General features: G+C 61.1%; 18 protein-coding genes. 11 read left to right on the top strand and 7 right to left on the bottom strand.

The features are described from left to right. The first annotated feature begins 117 nt into the window (after nt 1–117). Together LG327_RS10925 and LG327_RS10930 are read left to right on the top strand one after the other, a co-directional pair. The gene (locus LG327_RS10925; RefSeq protein ID WP_404361842.1) at nt 118–606 is read left to right on the top strand and encodes a chemotaxis protein CheW; all 489 of its coding nucleotides are present in this window, start codon (nt 118–120) and stop codon (nt 604–606) included. 93 nt (nt 607–699) lie between these two features. Continuing rightward, entirely contained in the window at nt 700–1,089 is a 390-nt protein-coding gene (locus LG327_RS10930) for a DUF2802 domain-containing protein (RefSeq protein ID WP_404361843.1), read from the top strand. 51 nt (nt 1,090–1,140) lie between these two features. Here LG327_RS10930 and LG327_RS10935 read toward each other — a convergent pair whose 3' ends face one another. Continuing rightward, nucleotides 1,141–1,440, bottom strand: coding sequence for an EscU/YscU/HrcU family type III secretion system export apparatus switch protein (locus LG327_RS10935; RefSeq protein WP_404361844.1), 300 nt, complete (start codon nt 1,438–1,440; stop codon nt 1,141–1,143). A 30-nt stretch (nt 1,441–1,470) separates the two neighbouring features. Beyond that, on the bottom strand, nt 1,471–2,841 hold the full coding sequence (locus tag LG327_RS10940) for a flagellar hook-length control protein FliK (protein ID WP_404361845.1): 1,371 nt from the start codon (nt 2,839–2,841) through the stop codon (nt 1,471–1,473). Between the two features lie 130 nt (nt 2,842–2,971). On the opposite strand from LG327_RS10940, the gene ccmA reads away from it, so the two are divergent. The 9 genes from ccmA (at nt 2,972) to ccmI (ending at nt 10,246) form a co-directional block, all read left to right on the top strand. Then, on the top strand, nt 2,972–3,601 hold the full coding sequence (ccmA, locus tag LG327_RS10945) for a cytochrome c biogenesis heme-transporting ATPase CcmA (RefSeq protein ID WP_404361846.1): 630 nt from the start codon (nt 2,972–2,974) through the stop codon (nt 3,599–3,601). Beyond that, on the top strand, nt 3,598–4,326 hold the full coding sequence (gene ccmB / locus LG327_RS10950; protein WP_404361847.1) for a heme exporter protein CcmB: 729 nt from the start codon (nt 3,598–3,600) through the stop codon (nt 4,324–4,326). The genes ccmA and ccmB overlap by 4 nt, the downstream gene beginning before the upstream one ends. A 15-nt stretch (nt 4,327–4,341) precedes the next feature. Then, nucleotides 4,342–5,088 (top strand): heme ABC transporter permease CcmC, encoded by a 747-nt coding sequence (gene ccmC, locus LG327_RS10955; RefSeq protein WP_404361848.1) that lies wholly within the window; start codon nt 4,342–4,344, stop codon nt 5,086–5,088. Nucleotide 5,089: 1 nt separating this feature from the next. After that, complete coding sequence (gene ccmD / locus LG327_RS10960) at nt 5,090–5,353, top strand: heme exporter protein CcmD (RefSeq protein ID WP_404361849.1); 264 nt, start codon at nt 5,090–5,092, stop codon at nt 5,351–5,353. A 16-nt stretch (nt 5,354–5,369) separates the two neighbouring features. After that, the gene (gene ccmE / locus LG327_RS10965) at nt 5,370–5,846 is read left to right on the top strand and encodes a cytochrome c maturation protein CcmE (protein WP_404361850.1); all 477 of its coding nucleotides are present in this window, start codon (nt 5,370–5,372) and stop codon (nt 5,844–5,846) included. 29 nt (nt 5,847–5,875) lie between these two features. Beyond that, a complete protein-coding gene (locus LG327_RS10970) occupies nt 5,876–7,882 on the top strand; it encodes a heme lyase CcmF/NrfE family subunit (protein ID WP_404361851.1) in 2,007 nt (668 codons plus the stop codon). Beyond that, entirely contained in the window at nt 7,879–8,415 is a 537-nt protein-coding gene (locus tag LG327_RS10975; RefSeq protein ID WP_404361852.1) for a DsbE family thiol:disulfide interchange protein, read from the top strand. Before LG327_RS10970 ends, LG327_RS10975 begins: the two co-directional genes overlap by 4 nt. After that, a complete protein-coding gene (locus LG327_RS10980; protein WP_404361853.1) occupies nt 8,415–8,891 on the top strand; it encodes a cytochrome c-type biogenesis protein in 477 nt (158 codons plus the stop codon). The genes LG327_RS10975 and LG327_RS10980 overlap by 1 nt, the downstream gene beginning before the upstream one ends. An 89-nt stretch (nt 8,892–8,980) precedes the next feature. Then, a complete protein-coding gene (ccmI, locus tag LG327_RS10985; protein ID WP_404361854.1) occupies nt 8,981–10,246 on the top strand; it encodes a c-type cytochrome biogenesis protein CcmI in 1,266 nt (421 codons plus the stop codon). Between the two features lie 45 nt (nt 10,247–10,291). Here ccmI and LG327_RS10990 read toward each other — a convergent pair whose 3' ends face one another. From LG327_RS10990 to LG327_RS11010, 5 genes are read right to left on the bottom strand one after another with little or no spacing between them, the layout of a single operon-like run. Next, nucleotides 10,292–12,043: a BatD family protein gene (locus LG327_RS10990; protein ID WP_404361855.1), complete on the bottom strand. Its 1,752-nt coding sequence runs from the start codon at nt 12,041–12,043 to the stop codon at nt 10,292–10,294. Then, complete coding sequence (locus tag LG327_RS10995; protein WP_404361856.1) at nt 12,037–13,869, bottom strand: VWA domain-containing protein; 1,833 nt, start codon at nt 13,867–13,869, stop codon at nt 12,037–12,039. Before LG327_RS10995 ends, LG327_RS10990 begins: the two co-directional genes overlap by 7 nt. Continuing rightward, the gene (locus LG327_RS11000) at nt 13,862–14,866 is read right to left on the bottom strand and encodes a vWA domain-containing protein (RefSeq protein ID WP_404361857.1); all 1,005 of its coding nucleotides are present in this window, start codon (nt 14,864–14,866) and stop codon (nt 13,862–13,864) included. Before LG327_RS11000 ends, LG327_RS10995 begins: the two co-directional genes overlap by 8 nt. Continuing rightward, on the bottom strand, nt 14,860–15,327 hold the full coding sequence (locus LG327_RS11005; RefSeq protein WP_404361858.1) for a DUF4381 domain-containing protein: 468 nt from the start codon (nt 15,325–15,327) through the stop codon (nt 14,860–14,862). Before LG327_RS11005 ends, LG327_RS11000 begins: the two co-directional genes overlap by 7 nt. A gap of 11 nt (nt 15,328–15,338) precedes the next feature. Further along, nucleotides 15,339–16,310 (bottom strand): DUF58 domain-containing protein, encoded by a 972-nt coding sequence (locus tag LG327_RS11010; RefSeq protein ID WP_404361859.1) that lies wholly within the window; start codon nt 16,308–16,310, stop codon nt 15,339–15,341.

A 16,310-nucleotide genomic window follows, 5' to 3' on the forward strand; every position in this document is an offset into this window, starting at 1 on the left:
GGATCAGATTGCAGGGACTGGCATGGTTTATGCCCTGAACTATAGTGATGGGCGCTGATGATGACTTTTTGACGATCAGGGTGACCCAATGGGCGCCTGCCGAGGAGATAACGCATTATGGCTTCCCAGAGCGCACAGCAGAATCAGGACAAAGACGATCAGGTACTTCAGTACGTGACCTTCCGCCTGGACGAAGAGACTTACGGTATTGGTGTCATGCAGATCCAGGAGGTTCTCCGGTTTACCGAAATTGCTCCGGTACCCGGTGCCCCGGATTACGTTCTTGGCATCATCAACCTGCGGGGCAATGTGGTGACGGTCATTGATACCCGTCGCCGCTTTGGTCTGGCCGACGCCGAAGTAACCGATGCCAGCCGCATCGTGGTAATGGAATCGTCAAACCAGGTAATGGGCATTCTGGTGGACTCGGTGGCCGAAGTGGTTTATCTGAAGTCCAGCGAGATCGAAACAGCCCCGAACGTCGGTAATGAAGAAAGCGCCCGGTTTATCCAGGGTGTGTGCAACAAGAATGGCGAACTCATCATTCTGGTCGAGTTCGACAAGATGCTGGCCGACCACGAGTGGTCCGAACTGGCCTCGCTCTGATGCGACTGTTCATCAGGGCCTCCTGCGGGAGCGGCTTTCGGTACTTGTGGTGTCTTTTGATCCGGGCCTGAAAACCCGCAGGAGTATAGAACCATGAATAACTGGATCCATTTGGCCCCCTGGGCCCTGACAGCAACTGCCATTGTGCTTGTATTTCTGCAGGGCTGGTTTGCACATCGCCATATCCGGCAACTGCGGGCCCAGCTCAAGGAACGTTGTGACAGCCTTGGGCGGGAACTGCATGCCACCGGCAGCGGGAGCATGGGTGTCGGGCACCGGGTGGTGGCCTGTGAGCGCCAGCTTCATGAAGTGAAGGCCATGCTGGACGAAATGCGCCAGAATGATCCGCTGAGAGTTTCCTACGATGAGGCGTCACGGCTGGTTGAACTGGGTGCGGATGTGGAAGACCTGATGAATACCTGTGGCATCTCCAGGCCGGAAGCGGAACTGGTCATTGCGCTGAAGCGCCGGCAGGCCGCCTGAGCCGACGACTATTTGTTCCCCCTTACCTGAGTGGTCTGTCCGCTTGCTTGACTACTGTGTCTCCGCATCCGCCGGGGTTTTGCCCTGCAGATTGAAGGCAAAGGCCAGTATTTCGGCAATTACCCGGTAAAGCGTCTCCGGAATCTCCTCGTCCAGTTCCAGCCTTGCAAGAATCGCCGCCAGCTCGGGGTTTTCATAGAGGGGCACGCCGTGTTCCCGGGCGATGCGGATGATCTCCTCCGCCATTTCGTCCATGCCGCTTGCAGCGATGGTTGGAGCGCGTCTGCCATCGTATTTCAGGGCCACCGCCGTTTCCCTCTGGTTCGGCCCGGTTCGGGCACCATCACTCATTGATCATTCCTGTCTCGAATTCTCTGTGACTCACGCACGGATATCCACCAGCCGCTGCTCCAGTCTGGTGGCGGCGCTCTGGGGACTGCCCCGGCGACACTCCAGGTCCACAACCTCAAGACCAAGTTCCCCGAGGCGCCGGCGCAAATCGCCAAGCTCGTCCTGCACTTTTCTGAGGGTATTCTGCTGTTCTGCCCAGACCCGCGCGGAGACCCGGGCCTGGCGCAAAGCCACCTCAAAGAATACCGGCCCCGCTTCGTCCAGATCCACGGCAAGAGAAAACCGCCACTCGGCCACCTGGGGGTTTTTCCGGTTTTCAGCATCAGCCTCGTCCGGACGATCATGCTCTATCCGCAGCTGTGCCAGCCGCGGCTCATTCTGGGGTGTCACCCAGGGCAGCTCGATAAGAAGCGTTGCCGGGGCTGCACCGTCGGCTGTGGCGCGGTTGGTGAGTACCTGGCTGTGGAGCTGATTGACGGTGATCCGGTTGAGCATACCCGCCAGCATCCGCAGCAATTGTCCTGGCTCCAGGGGCTCGCGGCCAGCGGTGGGGGGAGGGGGTGGCAGCTGGTTGGGAAACTGCAGAGGTGCCTGCACCAGTTCGTGGCTCACCAGGGGCGTGTACCGGTTGAAGCCGGTAGAGTCAGCACCCTGCTGGGTCAGGAGGGCGGCAACAATGCGGCCAAGGGCAAGTTTGAGGTCTGCGAGGGGCAGCTCGGGCGAACGGGCAATCCGACCCTCGGTGAACAGCCCGCTTTCGGCGATCAGGGTCTTTATTCGCCCTGCCATGATTTCGGGCCGGTCAATGGCACTCTCTCCGGCAGGAGTGGACCTGGTTCCGGCGAAACTCCTGCTGGCAGGTAACTGGTTCATCAGCTGTTGAATCGCCTCGGTCACAGCTGCCGGCAGGGGAGTACGCCCGGGCATTGCCGCTGGCTGGGGAGCAGCGGCGGCTTTCAGGGCTGTGCTGAGTTCCGCCAGGCCGGTGTCGAGACGGGACTGCCAGGGCAGCCTCTGGGCCAGGGCCTGGGCAATTCTGGCGTCGGCGGTGGGTGCCATCTTGCCCATCAGCATGAGCTCGTTGCCGGCACGCATCACCTTGACCCAGTCGCCCGTCTCCAGCTTCGTCTCGCCGATGGTCGGCTGGATCAGGAGGCTGCGGCCTCTTACCTCAAGCACCGCCTGCTCCGGCGCTCCGCTCCGTGCATTGAGAATCTGCGCCACCCGTGCCAGCACCGCTTCCCGGTTCTTTAGCTGCAGCAGATCCAGTTGCCGGCCCGCCGGTAGCTGACGCAATCGGGCCTCCGGGGTCTCGACTGCGTCGCCGGATGGCGGGCGCAGATTACGCGAAGTGTCAGATGGCGGTGGCGTCTGGCCTGTGTCGGGTAACCTGGTTACCATTCGGGTTCTTCCAGTTCGTCACAGGGTGAGTAATCCCGACCGTGTTTCGTTATAATACGGTCCGTCTGAAGACCCTGTCTTCCTCAATGCCCGGCGCTGATGTGCCGGATTCGCACTTTATGGGGCCCCGATGTCCGAGCCGTTACTACAGGCTGTCGATCTTCACTGCGACCGGGATGACCGTATGCTTTTTCAGGGCCTTGGAATTTCCATAGTGCCCGGGACGCTGACCCGTGTCGAGGGTCCGAACGGATCCGGCAAGACCACCCTGCTGCGCATTCTGGCCGGTCTTCATGATGGTTACTCCGGTGAGGTCCTTTGGCGCGGCCAGCCCCGTGCTTCCCGCCGTGAAGAATTCCTGCGCAACCTGCTCTACATAGGGCACCGCCCGGGAATCAAGCCGATGCTGACCCCTCTGGAGAACCTGCGGGCCCTGATGGCGGGCCGCCACTCACACCCGGAGAAGAGCCTGCGGGCTGCGCTGGATGGCTCCGGGCTTTCGGGCTTTCATGATGTTCCGTCCCAGAATCTGTCAGCGGGTCAGCAGCGCCGGGTAGCCCTGTCCCGGCTGCTGATTTCCGATGAGCCCCTGTGGATTCTGGACGAGGCCTTTACCGCTATTGATTTCCAGGGTGTGGGCCGGCTTGAACAATTGCTCCAGCAGCGTGTTGCCACCGGAGGCGCGGTGATTGTTACGACCCATCATCCGCTGTCGGCACCGGGGATGCAGGTTGTGCAACTTGCGCAGAACGCCTCATGACAACTTACTCTCCAGCCCCGAAAATTGCCATTGCTGAGCGCTCTGTCGGTGTCCTCTCAGCCATGGGCGCGGTGCTTCGGCGGGATCTGCAGGTGAGCTTCCGGCAAAGCCAGGATCTGCTCAACCCGCTCCTTTTCTTTGTGATGGTGGTATCCCTGTTCCCCCTGGGTGTTAGCCCGGAAGTGGCATTTCTCCGTCAGGCGGGGACGGGTATTCTGTGGGTGGCGGCTCTGTTATCGACACTGCTGGCACTGGACCACCTGTACCGTCACGATTTTGATGATGGCACCCTGGAGCAACTGGTGCTCCAGCCCCAGCCCCTGTTTCTGCTGGTGCTGGCGAAAGTTCTGGCCCACTGGCTGGTCACAGGTCTTCCCCTGGTGATGCTGGCGCCACTTCTGGGAGTTATGGTACATCTGGACGGGAACTCTATTGGAATCCTGTGTCTAACGCTGTTAATCGGAACACCAGTGCTGAGTCTGATAGGCTCCATTGGCGCCGCTCTGACCCTCGGCCTCAGGTCCGGCGGTGTGCTTCTCTCGCTGTTGATCATTCCGCTGTACATTCCGGTACTGATTTTTGGTACCGGCACGGTCGTGGCAGCAGCGGATGGAGCGCCAGTGGGCGCCTATCTGGCGCTGATGGGTGCGTTTCTGGCACTGGCGCTGACCCTGGCGCCGTTTGCGTCGGCGGCGGCACTGAAAATCAGCCTGTCATCAAGTTGAGAGGGTAATGGTCTGATGTGGCAATTCTTTCACAAGCTGGGTTCCCCGCGCTGGTTTCACGGTATTGCCAGCCGTTTCATGCCCTGGCTGCTCTGGACAGGCCTGCTGCTGTCGCTGGCTGGCATTGTGTGGGGTCTCGGCTTCGCCCCCAGAGACTATCTTCAGGGCAACAGCTACCGGATCATTTTCATTCATGTGCCGACCGCGTTTCTGGCCCAGTCGGTCTACATCATGATGGCAGTTGCCGCAGTGGTCACCCTGGTCTGGCGGATGAAGCTGGCGGACGTGTTCGTCAAGTCCGTTGCTCCGGTGGGCGCAGTTCTGACCTTTCTTGCCCTGGTTACCGGGGCGGTCTGGGGCAAGCCCACCTGGGGCACCTGGTGGATATGGGATGCGCGGCTGACGTCCATGCTGATTCTTCTGTTTCTGTATTTCGGAGTGATGGCACTGGGCGCCGCCATTTCCGATGAGAAATCCTCGGCACGTTCGGTGGCGGTTCTGGTGCTGGTAGGAGTGGTGAATATTCCCATCATCAAATATTCCGTGGACTGGTGGAATACACTGCACCAGCCAGCCACATTCAAGCTGACCGAGAAGCCCACCATGCCTCCGGAGATGTGGGTGCCCCTGCTTCTGGTGGTGCTCGGCCTCTATCTGCTTTTCGGCTGGCTGGCTTTCTACCGCATGCAGACTGAAATTTTGCACCGGGAGCGGCGTACCCGCTGGGTCCGGTCCATGCTGAGCTCCGGGGAGGTTTCCTGACATGGCTTTCGATTCGTTAAGCGCCCTGATTTACATGGGAGGACATGGGCCCTATGTCTGGACCTGTTATGGTGTATTTTTCGCTCTGCTTGGCATTCTGGTGGTCTGGTCGGTGCGCCAGCGCCGGGAACTGGAGCGCCGCCTTCGTCGGCAGTGGCTGCTTGAATCTTCCCCGGCAACAGCGGGGGAGACCGGGCAGGGCAGTGAAACACCGGGCGACTTCACGCCAGTCGGTCAGAATTCCTTAAACCAGTCACAAACCTGAATAACCAGAGTCGAGCATGCATCCGATACGAAAAAAGCGTCTGATTATTGTGCTGTTCCTGCTGGCGGGGCTGAGTGTAGCCATTGGCCTGACCACCTACGCCCTGAGACAGAACATCAACCTGTTTTACGACCCCAGTCAGATTGCCGAGGGAGAGGCGCCAACGGACGCCCGCATAAGGGCCGGTGGCATGGTGGAAGAAGGTTCGGTGAAGCGTGACCCGGCAAGTCTTGCTGTTTCCTTCCGGGTGACGGATTACCGTTCCTCCGTAACCATGCAGTATACCGGCATACTGCCGGACCTGTTTGCGGAAGGTCAGGGTGTGGTGGCCACCGGTCGACTGCAGCCAGATGGACTGTTTGTTGCAGATCAGGTTCTGGCGAAGCACGATGAACAGTACATGCCACCGGAAGTAACCGAATCCCTGGAGCGGGCAGCCATGCGCAAACAATCTGCAGAAGAACCTGCAGCCGGCACGGCGTCCGATTACTGATCTTTTTTTAGGCCTGACGGGAGAAATCAATGTTTCCGGAACTTGGACAGTTTTCGCTGATACTGGCGCTGTTGCTGGCCTGCCTGCTGGCAACGGTGCCTCTTTTCGGCTCTCTGACCGGTCGTGACGGTCTGCAGGCCTTTGCCCGCCCGCTGGCAAGCGGCCAGTTTGTGTTTATCGCGCTGGCCTTCGGGATTCTGACCCATGCCTTTGTGACGGACGATTTCTCCGTTGCCTATGTGGCAAACAACAGCAACAGCATGTTGCCCTGGTACTACAAATTCAGTGCCGTCTGGGGCGGCCATGAGGGGTCCCTGCTGTTATGGGTTCTGATGCTGGCGGGCTGGACCCTGGCGGTGGCGATATTCAGTCGTCGGCTGCCAGCGGCCATGATTTCCCAGGTACTGTCGGTCATGGGCATCATTACGGTCGGCTTTCTCCTGTTCCTGCTCGTCACCTCCAGTCCCTTCGAGCGACTGGTTCCCAATGTGCCCGCGGACGGCGCGGACCTGAATCCCCTGTTGCAGGACTTTGGCCTGATCGTGCACCCGCCCATGCTCTATATGGGCTATGTGGGCTTCTCCGTTGCTTTCGCTTTTGCCATCGCGGCACTGATAAACGGCCGTCTCGATGCGGCCTGGGCGAGATGGTCACGGCCCTGGACCACGGTGGCCTGGGCCTTTCTGACGCTGGGGGTGGCTCTGGGCAGCTGGTGGGCTTATTACGAACTTGGCTGGGGCGGCTGGTGGTTCTGGGATCCGGTGGAGAATGCTTCCCTGCTGCCCTGGCTGGCGGGAACCGCGCTGATGCACTCTCTTGCCGTGACTGAAAAACGGGGTGTGTTCAAGAGCTGGACCGTGCTTCTGGCCATTCTGACTTTCTCCCTCAGCCTGCTGGGCGCCTTCCTGGTGCGCTCCGGTGTGCTGACATCGGTGCACGCGTTTGCATCAGACCCGGCCAGGGGCAAGTTTCTGCTGGCCTTCCTCGCCATTACTATCATTTCCAGCCTGACCCTCTATGCATTCCGGGCGCCGGTGGTTCATTCCCGGGTGCGCTATGGCTCGATGTCCCGGGAGGTGTTTCTGCTGCTGAACAACGTTCTTCTGATGGCGGCCATGTTGCTGGTGCTGGTAGGAACCCTTTACCCCCTGGTTCTGGACTACCTGGGCATGGGGCGGCTTTCCATAGGGGAGCCCTTCTATAACCTTACGTTCAGTCCGGTCGCGATCGCGGTAGGCCTGTTGCTGGGGGCAGGCATATTTTCCCGCTGGAAGAAAACCGATGGCGGCTGGCTTGGCAGACATCTGTTGTGGCCTGGAGCCTGGAGCCTGGTTATTGCAGTGTCGACGGTGCTCTGGTTTGGTGAGTTCAAGCCCTGGGTACTGATTGGCAGCTTTACGGCTGCCTGGGTGGCGGTGGCGACCCTTCAGGACTGGTGGCAGAAGTCATCCTCGCGTCAGGGAAGGTGGCACGGCATGCAGCGCCAGAGCCGCAGTTACTATGGCATGGTGTTCGGGCATCTCGGTCTGGCCCTTGCCATGGCCGGAGCCACGATAGTATCCAATTACGGGGTTGAGCGGGATGTCCGCATGGAGCCGGGCGACGTGGCGAGTATCGGCGAACTCCAGTTTGCCTTCGTCGGCATAGGGGAACGCAGAGGGCCCAACTTTACCGCCCAGACGGCGCAGATTGATATCAGCCGTGATGGCCAGCCGGTTGCGACCCTGTTTCCGGAAAAGCGTCAGTATCTGGTTCAGCGCAACGTTATGACAGAGGCCGGGATTGATGCCGGCCTGTTTCGGGACCTGTTCGTCGCTCTTGGCGAGCAGGTGGATGACAATGCATGGGCCATGCGGCTCCAGTACAAGCCCCTTATCCGGTGGCTCTGGCTCGGCGCACTGTTCATGGCCATTGGTGGCTTTCTGGCCGTAGCGGACAAGCGTTACCGGATACGGGAGCGGCGTCCGGCTGAAGCGGCATCCGGTAAAACTTCACCGCAAACCGGGCCCGCCCAGCCTTCGGAGGCCACTACATGAGGCGGTTGTTTCTGTTTGTACCGCTCGCCCTGGCAGTAGCCCTGGGCTGGGTGCTTTTTGCCGGCATTGGGAAGGATACGTCTTACCTGGAATCGGCGCTGATTGGCAAACCGGTGCCCGAGTTCCAGCTTGCCCAGCTGGAAAACCCGGAGGCCACCCTCGGCAATGAAGTATTCATGGGCCAGGTAAGCCTGCTGAATGTCTGGGGTACATGGTGTCCGGCATGCCGGGATGAACACCCTGATCTGATCTGGCTGGCCCGTGAAAAGGGGATGCCCATCATCGGCCTCAACTACAAGGATAACCGCTCGGCTGCCCTTGAATGGCTGGAAAACCTGGGCGACCCCTACCAGATCAATCTTTTTGACCCCCAGGGCAAACTCGGATTTGACCTCGGGGTTTACGGCGCCCCGGAAACCTATGTCATTGACAGTGAGGGCGTGGTGCGCTATCGCCATGTGGGTGTAGTGAATGAAAAGGTCTGGGAACAGACTCTGGAGCCGCTGGTGCGCAAATACCGGGAGGAGATCTGATGGCAGGAACCCTGTCCAGACTGACACTGCTGACATGTCTGATTATGCTGCCTCTGGCGCTGAATGCGGCCGATGGCGATATCTATCCGTTTGACTCGGAGGCGAAGCAGGAGCGCTTTCAGGAACTGACCAAAGAGCTGCGCTGCCCCAAGTGCCAGAATCAGAATATTGCAGACTCCAACGCGCCCATCGCCCAGGACATGAAGGATGAGGTTTATCGCATGGTCCGGGACGGCGCGAGCGACGATCAGGTGGTGGATTCCCTTGTTGCACGATTTGGCGAGTTTGTCCGTTACAAGCCGCAGTTTGATGGACGTACGCTCATGCTCTGGGCAACACCCGTCCTGGTTGTGCTTGTCGGTTTTCTGACTGTGGCTGTCATTGTTATCCGGTCCCGCCGGCATGGAGAGTCCGCCAGTTCCCTCACACCGGAACAGCGTCAGCGGGCTGAGCGCATCCTGAAGGATTCCCGCTGAGGCCATCGTTGGACACCCCCGGGTCCTCCCGGGGAAAGAGTTTCAGACCCTGCAGTTTTCCCATTCACTGATTCATTAACGGCTGTTTTATGACCACCACTTTCTGGCTTGCTGCAACCGTCCTGATCGGCCTGGCCCTGGCATTTATCCTGTTCCCCCTGTTCTTCCGGCAGCCCCGGGAAAGAGCAGAAACTGACCGCGAGCAGCAGAATCTGCTGGCCTATCGAGGCCGTATGGCCGAGCTTGATGCCGAGTACGAGGCAGGTAACCTGGACGCAGACAATTACCGCCAGCTAAAGGACGAGCTGGCCGGCAGCCTGCTTGATGAAGTGGATGACCCACAGACCGGCCGTATCCGGGCGGACTACCGGCGCACCGGCGCGGTGCTGGTGGTTATTGCGAGCCTGGTGCTGGTTCCTCTGGTTTCCGTGTTCCTGTATCAACAGTGGGGGGCGCTGGACGACGTTGAAAACTGGATCGCAATGCAGGAGGTGTCCGGCACGGATCAGCAGAGAGCCAGCGAAATGTCAGCGCTGGCCGATCAGTTGCGGGACCGGATGGTAGAGAACCCGGACAATCCGGACGGCTGGGCCATGCTGGGCAGAACCTACATGAGCCTCGAACGCTACGGTGATGCGGCCTGGGCGTTTGAGAGGCTGGCCAATCAGGTGTCTGATAACTCCGTACGGGAGGCCACAGCCTGGGGGCTCTCCGCCCAGGCGCGGTATTTTGAAAGCCGGGGTGCGATGGATGAGGAAGTGACCCGGGCCATAGAAAAGGCCCGTAGCCTCAACCCGGACGAGGTAAATGCGCTGGGCCTGCTGGGCATCAATGCGTTTGAAAAGGAAAATTACGAGCAGGCCATAGGTTACTGGGAGCGTATCGCCGAGGTGGCCCCGGAGCATCCGCAACTGCGGTCGATCCGCGAGGGTATTGCCGCGGCCTATGGACGGCTTGGCCGGGAAATGCCCGTGGAACAGAAGCCCGCCGATCTGTCCGATCGGGGTGTGACCGTTCAGGTTGAGCTGGATCCGGCATTTGCCGGGGAAGTCCCGGCTGACACCACGCTATTTGTGTTCGCTCGTCGTCCGAATGGCCAGGGTGCACCCCTGGCCATTGCCAGGTTAACGGCAGGTGACCTGCCAGCCCGCCTACGCCTGGATGATGCCATGTCCATGTCGCCCAGCGCCCGTATCTCGGAAGCCACCGAAGTCGTGGTGACCGCGCGCCTGTCCCGCTCCGGCAGTGCCACTCCCGAAGCCGGAGACTGGCAGGGTCGTACTGAGAGTCCCGTGGCGGTTGGTGCTGACGCCGATGACCCGGCCTCCCTGGTAATCGACAAACGCCTCCGCTAAAACGCTCTCCGCCTGTCCTGTCAGCCAGGCGGCTGACAGGACAGGTCAGGCGGGTCCCGCTCTCAGAGAGGGCGGATAAAGGGGGGGCAGGCTATCGCTGTGGGGTGAACCCGCAAGCTGTTTGCGTAATGTCCGAAGTTCTTCCGCCAGTGGCCGACCATTCCACTCGCCCTGACCAGCCGAAGCTGGACTGCCAAAGTGTCTCGCCTGTAGCTGGTCTATCCCCGCCTTGAGCCCCGGCTGCTTTGCCCATTGCAGAACAGCCGACAGGGTGCTGAAGTTCCGGGATGGACATCGCAGGGAAGCCCATTGGGGCAGCAGCTCCAGGGTTGTTACGTCGCCCCGCTCTGCTGCCCGCACCAGGGCGTCGAAAAGCGCCTGCTCCCTCTGATTCCGGATATCCGGTTTTCTTTCATTGTTTTCGGCGTGATGCGTCTGCCGGCGCAACAGGACCACCGTCATCCCCCAGCCGAGGGCCATGAAAGCGGTAAGCCAGGGCCAGAAACCGGCACTGCCATCGTCAGCGACGGATTCGGTGGCGCTATCGGCAGGCGCCGCGGTTCCGGCAGGTGATTCATTCTCCGGGTCTGGTGGCTGCACGGCTGATGGTGTGGTTGCCCCGGCGCTGGTGCCGACCACGGTCAGGGTCCGCGGAGGAATGCGGGCAACACGCTCCTGGTCCGCCTCTGTATCCCACCAGGTCAGGCTGGCGGCTGGAAGGGTGACGATACCGGGTTCCACTCCAACGATGGCCGAGGTCTGGGTGAGGGTTCCGGTTACCGTGTCGTCGCTCACCCTGGTTTCCACTTTGGGCTGCTCGGGGTAGTTTTTCAGTCCGTCAGGTGTATCCAGTGGCAGGGGCGGCAGGGCCGCGCCCTGGAGGCCTGTGGCCTGAACGGTCAAGGTCCTGGTCAGGCTCTCGCCAACGTCGATTCTGGCCTGGTCGGGGACACCGGTTTCGGCGAGAGTCAGCTCGCTGGCCGGCAACCATGTGTTGCCGGTAAACCCGTCCGGAATGTCCTTCACGGGCACAGCAAACAGTCTCGCGCTGTCTCTCAGGAACCTGAGCTGCCCCTGGTTATTGCGGATCCGGCCCTCAAAGCGGATGGGTTCCAGCGACAGCTCCCCGGGGGTCTGGGGGTAGATGGCATACTGTCGCTGCACGACGCGATAGCGCTGGCCATCGACAAAACGGTTGAACTCCTTCTGTTTACCCAGGGACTCCACAATGGCATCCGGATGCTCCGGCTCTGACAGCTCGCCCCGGACAAGATTGCCTGAGAAAAACAGCCGTACGGTAAGTCGCATCTGTTCCTGAACATAGACACTGTCTTTGTCCGCCTCCAGCTCTATGAAGGCATCACGGGGCATGCTCGTCGTCGCCGGCGCTGAGCCACTGCGCACGGTGATATCGACTGGTTCCGAGCGGGCGTCGTTGAAACTCAGTGGCGGGATGGTGAACTGGCCTGGTTTCCTGGGTGCCAGCTGGTAGGTCCAGGTGATCTCGGCCCGTGTTTCTCCGTTGACGGTGCGCACATTGTATTTCTGGTTGCGTGCGAGAATGTCGAAGTCCTCTTCCAGCTTTTCAATGTCCGGTCCCGGCAGCTCCATGCTGCCGAGGCTGAACAGCATTTCGAAATTGATCGACAGCTCCATTTCTCCCGTGACGGTCAGGGTGAGGGTCTCGTTCTCATATAGGTTTTTCCGGTCTGGCTCAACACTGAGTTTCCCCGCCCCCAGAGCAGGGGCGACTGCGAGAATCAGCAGGGCCAACAGGCCTGTGAAGCGGCTTACCATGGGGTGTCACTCTCGTCTGGTTGTATGTCACGTTCATGATACTGCTGCTGGAATTTGCGGCGCAGCAGGCCCCCGGGGTCGTCCGGTATGCGTCGCAGCCACTGCTCCTGTGCCTGGCTCAGCTGGCCGGGCTGCTCCCCAACCTGTCCCTCAGCCTGCTCCTGCTGCTCAGTGCCCCGGGATTCGGGCGTACCGTCGAGCTGGCGTGGCTGATTCTGGGTGGCTTCAGGTTCCGGGGGCTCGCCGTTGCTGTCGCCGGACTGTTCCTGCTCCTGCCGTTCCTGCTGGCCCTGACCTGACGCCTGGCCCTCCTGCTGTCCGGAAGAGTCGCCGCCAGAATCCTGCGAATCAGAGCCCTGCTGGCCGTCCTGGTCCTCGCTGTCCTGATTCTGGCTGTCGCCGGGATCCTGCTGATCGCCATCTCCCCCCTTCTGCTGCTGGTCCTGCTGATCCTGTTCCTGCTGTTGCAGCAAGTCTTCGACCAGTTCCCGGTTGTGACGGGCATCTTCGTGTCCCGGGTCCGTCGCCAGTGCCTGGTCGTATGCGGCGAGAGCTTTCTCAAGCTCCCCCGCCCGGGCCAGAGCATTGCCCAGGTTGTAATGCGCATCCGGGCTGTCTGCGCGTGCAAAAGCATCGGCGGCGGCTTCGTATTTTTCGGCCCGGTAAAGTGCACTACCTCGCCAGACGGGGTCATCAAACTGTTCTGCGGCGGCTTCGGGATTGCGCTCGATCAGAGCCTGGCCCCGCTGATCGGGGCGCGCCCAGAGGCTCTCCCAGTCCAGCGCCATGGCGGGGGTGGGAAACGCAGGAGCCACAACCAGCACCACGATCAGCAGTGCCCCGCGCCGCCAGCTGAACAGCATCACAGGCAGAGCCAGCCAAAGCAGCCAGTAGCCATCATCCTGCCAGCGGCTGACTGTGAGGTCCTGTTCAGTGGAGGTCCAGTCGCCGCTGTCTTCAGCTCGCAGCTCCAGGGCTTTCAGGTCGGTATTGTCGATGGTCAGTTCGTGGCTGGCGCCGCCGGTCTTTTCAGTCAGCTGCGCAAGAGCTTCCAGGTCTGCCTGCACCATCACCACCTTGCCATCATCACGAATAAAGCCCTGTTTGGGCAGGGGTATGGGTCCGCCGGCCTCAGTTCCCACCACCAGGGCGCTGAGCGGGTAGGGGCTGCCGTCCAGCAGGGCCCGGATATCATAGCGGTGCTGCGCCTGGATATCGTCGGTTATCAGGAGTATCCGCCCCTTGCCTCTGGCGCCCTGGTCCAGCAGGTTCTTCGCTCTGGTGATGGCAAGATCGGCACGGTTGCCGGTGGAGGGCATCATGACGGGGTCCACCGCCTCAAGCAGACCCTCGATGGTCTGACGGTCATCGGTCAGGGGGGTGACCACATGGGCATCACCCGCATAGACCACCAGGGCGGTCAGGGCTCCGTCACGCTCAGCCAGAAGATCCCGGATCTTGCGCTTTGCCCGGGTCAGCCGGTCCGGTGTGACATCGGTGGCCAGCATTGACAGTGACAGGTTCAAAGCAATCACCAGACTGTCATTCTGCTGCTGCAGAGGCGTTGGTGCCTCGCGCCAGGCCGGCCCAGCCAGCGCCACACTCAGCACTGTCCAGGCAAGCATCAGGGAAGCCAGAGGCAGTCGCGATCGGGGGGAACTTCCGCTTGTGCCCTCAGGGCGAATCAGGGGCCGGAGAAGGGCTGCGGGGATGATTCGTGACCATCCACTGTGGCGTTGGCGGGCATGGCGCACCATCAGGGGCAGCATTGGCAGCAGCAATAGCAGAAGCAGCCAGAAGGGGCGCAGAAAGTGCAGATCATTCATGAGCCGGGGGCTCCTCTCGGCCGCGGGCCAGGGCAATCAGCTGTAGTCCCAGCCAGATCAGAACTGCCATTCCAGCGGGCCAGGCGTAGAGCTCAGTGACCGGTCGATAGCGTTTCCCTTCGAGGTCCGCAGGTTCAAGCATGTTGATGCTTTCGTAAATCATTTCCAGCTCAGGAAGACTGCGGGCACGGAAAAACCGGCCACCGGTCTCGTCCGCTATGCGCGTCAGCAGAGCTTCATCCAGGTCCCGGGAAGGGTTGACCTGCCGTGAACCCAGCCAGCCCTGCTGGATCAGGGATTCGGCGCCAATACCGATGGTGTAAATGCGGACTCCGGCCGCTGCTGCAATTTCGGTGGCTTTGTCAGGAGCCAGTTCGCCTGCGGTGTTGGCTCCGTCTGTCAGGAGGATCACCACCCGCTGGTCCTGGGGCCGGTCGCGCAGGCGTTTCACGGCAAGGCCAATGGCATCGCCGATTGCGGTGGCCCGTCCAGCCATGCCAATGCCTGCTTCGTCCAGCAGGGTACGGATGGTTTTGTGATCGAATGACAGAGGGGCCTGGATGTAAGGCTGGGTGCCAAACAGTAGCAGCCCGATGCGATCTCCCTCCCGCTGACTGATGAAATCCCCCACCACATACTTGACCGCCTGCAAGCGGTCGATTCGCTGCTGCCGGATGATCATGTCCTGCTCTTCCATGCTCGGCGAAATGTCTACGGCAAGCAGCAGATCCCGGCCGGTCACCGGCAGGTCGACCACCTCCCCCACATGCTGGGGCCTTGCCAGGGCAAGCACCAGTAGCAGCCAGGCAGCCATGAGCATCAGAATCCGCCAGCGGGATGCCGTCCTGCCAGAGCGGCTGACACCGGGCAGTTCCTGCAGCCAGTGACCAATGGGCAGGACAGGAGCCTCAACCGGCTGATCTGCCTGACGCTTCAGGCCCGGAATCAACGGTAGCAGAATGAGCAGCAGCAACCAGGGGTAGGCCAGACTCAGCATTTCTGTTGCCCCAGCCAGGCTCTGACTGCGTGCTCGGCCTCGGCGAAGGCTACCCCGGGGCGGGGATGCCAGCTGCTTTGGGCAAGGTCACGGAACACCGGCTCCAGATGGTTGCCATCCGCCAGGGATGTTCTGGTGAGAAACGCGATCCAGGCGTCCCCGGACAGGCTCTCGGGGCGGTGTTCCGGATATCGCCGGCGGGCCGCACGTTTGAGCAGCCGGTTAAGCTCAGCAAGTTTTTCACTGTCAGCCAGATCGCTGTGGTGGATCTGACTGAGTTCTTCCCTGGCAGTCGCTATCCAACGATTGCGTTTGTGGCGACGAAACAGCCAGAGCGCCAGCGCAACGGACAAGGCCACAGTGACACCAGCCACCAGCCACCAGCCAGGGGCCGGTGGCCAGAAACCGCCGGGCTGTGGAAGGTGGATATCACGCAACTGGCTGAGTGGATCGTTCTCCATCGGTATCCTGGTTATCCAATTCGGCCGCGGGGGCCCAGTATATGTCGAAGGCTCTGCGCCGGCTCTTCGCCGGTGACTACCCGGTGGTGGCTGACGGCAGAGGTGCGAAAGCAGTGGGCCAGCGCCTGCTGGTGCGATTTCACCCGCTCCTCAAAGGCGCGACGGAATCGACGGTCCGAGGCATTGAACCACACAGGGCCGTCAGGCCCGGCCACGGCAAAGCGGCCATGGTCAGGCAGGTTTTCTTCCAGCGGATCCACCACCTGAAGGGCGCTGAGGGTGTTATTGCGAGAGAGGGCGCCCAGCAGGGTGGCAGTGTCCCCGGTCAGGGAGAGAAAGTCACTGATGACAAATATCCGGCTGCCGGTGTGGGCCACGCGACGGGCTTCCCGCAGAGCGTTATCCAGGGGGCTTGTCAGAGGCCTCGCGGAACTCCGGCTTTGCCCTTCCGGAGTCGACCCTGAATCCCGCTGGAAACGTGCCAGGGCATCCAGCAGCTGGAGTACGGACTTTTTGCGCCGGGCGGGGCGCAACACGGCTATGTCGTTTTCCGAAAACACCAGACCGCCAATCTGGTCGCCGGCCCAGAGCCCGAGCCAGGCAATGATGCCGGCCAGTTGTGCGCATCGTACCTGCTTGTAGGCACCCTGGCTGCCAAAGAACAGGCTTGGCCCCAGATCGCAGATCAGCAGCACCGGCCGCTCCCGTTCTTCCTCATAGAGCTTGGTGTGGGGTGCCTGCCGCCTGGCGGTGACCCGCCAGTCGATACTGCGAATGTCATCCCCTGGCTGATACAGTCGCACCTCGGCAAAAGCCATGCCCCGGCCCCGGCGGGGAGACGCCTGCAATCCGGCCTGACGGGTACGGACCTGGCTGGCTCCCGGCAGACGCAGGGCGCGGGCATCCGCCTGCAGGCGGATCAGGTCAGGCAGATCAATGCGGATTCCCGGCACGGAGCTGGTGATGGCAGCGTGCGCTGGCAT

This window comes from Marinobacter sp., assembly GCF_044799475.1.
In the GTDB taxonomy this organism is placed as follows: Bacteria; Pseudomonadota; Gammaproteobacteria; order Pseudomonadales; family Oleiphilaceae; genus Marinobacter.